General features: G+C 49.8%; 3 protein-coding genes. All 3 read left to right on the top strand.

The genetic code is table 11. The features are described from left to right. Positions 1-1181: hypothetical protein (locus tag MJZ26_14875; protein MCQ2107060.1), on the top strand; the 1181-nt coding region annotated here is incomplete at its 5' end. Further along, the gene (locus MJZ26_14870) at positions 1168-2094 is read left to right on the top strand and encodes a hypothetical protein (protein MCQ2107059.1); all 927 of its coding nucleotides are present in this window, start codon (positions 1168-1170) and stop codon (positions 2092-2094) included. The genes MJZ26_14875 and MJZ26_14870, both read left to right, overlap by 14 nt. Before the next feature lie 24 nt (positions 2095-2118). Continuing rightward, positions 2119-2325, top strand: coding sequence for a hypothetical protein (locus MJZ26_14865; protein MCQ2107058.1), 207 nt, complete (start codon positions 2119-2121; stop codon positions 2323-2325). The last annotated feature ends 144 nt before the right edge of the window (positions 2326-2469 follow it).

Genomic DNA, 2469 nt, shown 5'->3' with positions numbered 1-2469 from the left:
ATTTCATTCGCACTAAGGACTTCGCCTGTCGCTCGCCCAAGATTGCCGCGCAACTGAAGGCGTATCTTGAATCACCTGACCGTAAAAATGCCGCGCTTGCCGCAAAACTGCCGCGCATTGTCACAAAGTTGCCCGCCTCAAAGCTCATTGTTGGCGAAGAGGCGTTGCAGATGGATTTCTGGGAGGATCAGCATCACGGTTCAGAAGTTCAACTTGTGAAAGGCAATGCAAGAATCGAATTCGGGGACAGTTTACGTTTGTGTGAACGATGGAGTCCGCCGACGGTGATTATTGCAGATGGCCCTTATGGACTGGGGAGCTATCCTGGAGACCCTCCGACGCCGGAGGGGCTGGCGGAATGCTATCGGCCGTTCTTGCTTAAATGGTATGAGCGTGCGCTTCCCTCCGCAACGCTTTGGTTTTGGAATTCCGAGCAGGGGTGGGCAAATTGCCATCGGATGATTGAAGATTGCGGATGGGAGTTTCGGAATTGCCATATTTGGGATAAGGGAATGGCTCATGTTGCGGGGAATTGCAATACGAAAACAATTCGGAAATATCCTGTCGTGACAGAGGTGTGTGCGCAATATGTCAGGAAAAACCGTCTTGTGTCAAGCGGTAATGAGTATTCAATACGTGAATGGATGCGCGAAGAATGGAAGCGGACAGGGTTGCCCTTTAGAATGACAAATGTCGCCTGCGGAGTGAAGGATGCGGCGACACGAAAATATTTCGCTACGGATCACCTGTGGTATTTCCCTCCTGCGGAAGCGTTTGTTAAGATTGCCGCCTTTGCGAATGCAAAGGGCAAGGGAGATGGAAGACCTTATTTTGGAAAGTCTGACGGCACTCAGTTCTCAGCTGCGGAATGGGAGCTTATGCGGGCGAAATTCCATTGCGAGATTGGAGTGTCGAATGTTTGGCATCTTCCAGCAGTGCGCGGCAAGGAGAGGATAAAGAAGGGGACTTCTTGCCTGCATATGAATCAGAAGCCATTGAGCTTATTGGAACAGATAATTAAGTCGACGTCGGATGTCGGCGATGTTGTCTGGGAGCCCTTTGGAGGGTTGTGTTCGGCATCTGTTGCTGCAATTCGGACGGGGAGAATTGCTTTTGCGGCGGAACTTAATCAAGAATATTGCAAGTCGGCAATAGAAAGGATTAAAAATGAAAAGCGCTGACAAGTCGTGCAAGATCGCGATCAAGGCCGTTGAGCCGGTGGATAGTTGGCCACACAAGCCGCTATGGGCTGGCGTTAGGGCCGCACTGAAGGCGTTGCCTGCGCATTTCCACAGCGATACGTTTATCGAGGGGATCAGTGCGACAGATGTGTTTACGTTGAATTCCGCTTTAGGGGCGACGATTGAAAATCAGGTGGTGGATACCTTGAATACCATACGAAGCGTATGGGACCCCGACGGGAAGTATGGAACGTATCAATTTGTTCGCCAACCGCAATCGTTTCCCGATGTGGTGCTGAAAAACCTTTCCGATGAATCGTCGCAACCGATTCTCGGAATTGAATTGAAGGGTTGGTATCTCCTTGCAAAGGAGGGGGAGCCGAGCATGCGTTTTACGCAGACAAGAAATGCATGTGCGGAAGCGGATATGATTATGGTTGTCCCTTGGGCGTTGAACAGTGTGATATCGGGTCGTCCAAGGATATATGCACCTTATATTGAATCAGCTCGTTATGCAGCTGAATACCGCAATAAGCATTGGATCGCGATGCGGGGTAAAGGGAAGGATGCGGAAATTGTAGTGCCTAAAGAAGCATCACCGTATCCAAAGAAATCGGAGGCGACTACGGACACGCCAAAATCGGATAAGGGTGGAAATTTTGGACGTATCGCCAGATCTGGAATGATGGATGAATATCTTGAGCGGATGCGGGTTCAGCTGGTTTGTGGAATTAAGGCGATTCATTGGTTGGAGTTTTTTAAGATTTTCCATCAAGACGCAACAGATGCACAGATTCAGGCGGCTTTTAAACGACTTCGTGAAAAGGCGGCCAGCATCTCGGAGTCTCAGCAACGCATGAGCTTGCTTAATGTGCTAACCACGCTTGAAGCGCATTTTGAATCGTTGATATAATGCTTAATCGAAGATTGTAAAAGCATGAAGAAGTTCAATTTGTTATATTGGCAGCATTATTCCTCTGCTTACGAGGTTGAAGCCGAGAACTATGAGGACGCTGTACGGAAACTGCGCAAGCAGTTTGGAAAATCGGAGATGGCGAAGGTCGAGGATCTGGAGTTTGATGACGATGGCGTTGAATTGATAGGCGAAGGTCCATGTAGGGCGAAATCGCGCAAGAGGAAATGACGACTTCCATCATAACCGCTGATGACGCCTATCCGCTCTTCCGGGCGGCGATGGATCGTGTTGACGGCAAGGAGGCGATCTTCGTGCTGCCGCTCGATGCTGACGGACGGAAGATCACCAATCCGACGTTGGTGGCGTTTGGCG

This window comes from Fibrobacter sp. (assembly GCA_024398965.1).
In the GTDB taxonomy this organism is placed as follows: domain Bacteria; phylum Fibrobacterota; class Fibrobacteria; order Fibrobacterales; family Fibrobacteraceae; genus Fibrobacter.
The sequence above is the reverse complement of the archived record's forward strand: the minus strand, read 5'-3'. Positions and strand labels throughout refer to the sequence as shown.

Excerpts from the sequence above, each read along its gene's own strand:
- MJZ26_14870 (MCQ2107059.1), top strand. The coding sequence starts at position 1,168 with ATGAAAAGCGCTGACAAGTCGTGCAAGATCGCGATCAAGGCCGTTGAG.
- MJZ26_14865 (MCQ2107058.1), top strand. The coding sequence starts at position 2,119 with ATGAAGAAGTTCAATTTGTTATATTGGCAGCATTATTCCTCTGCTTAC.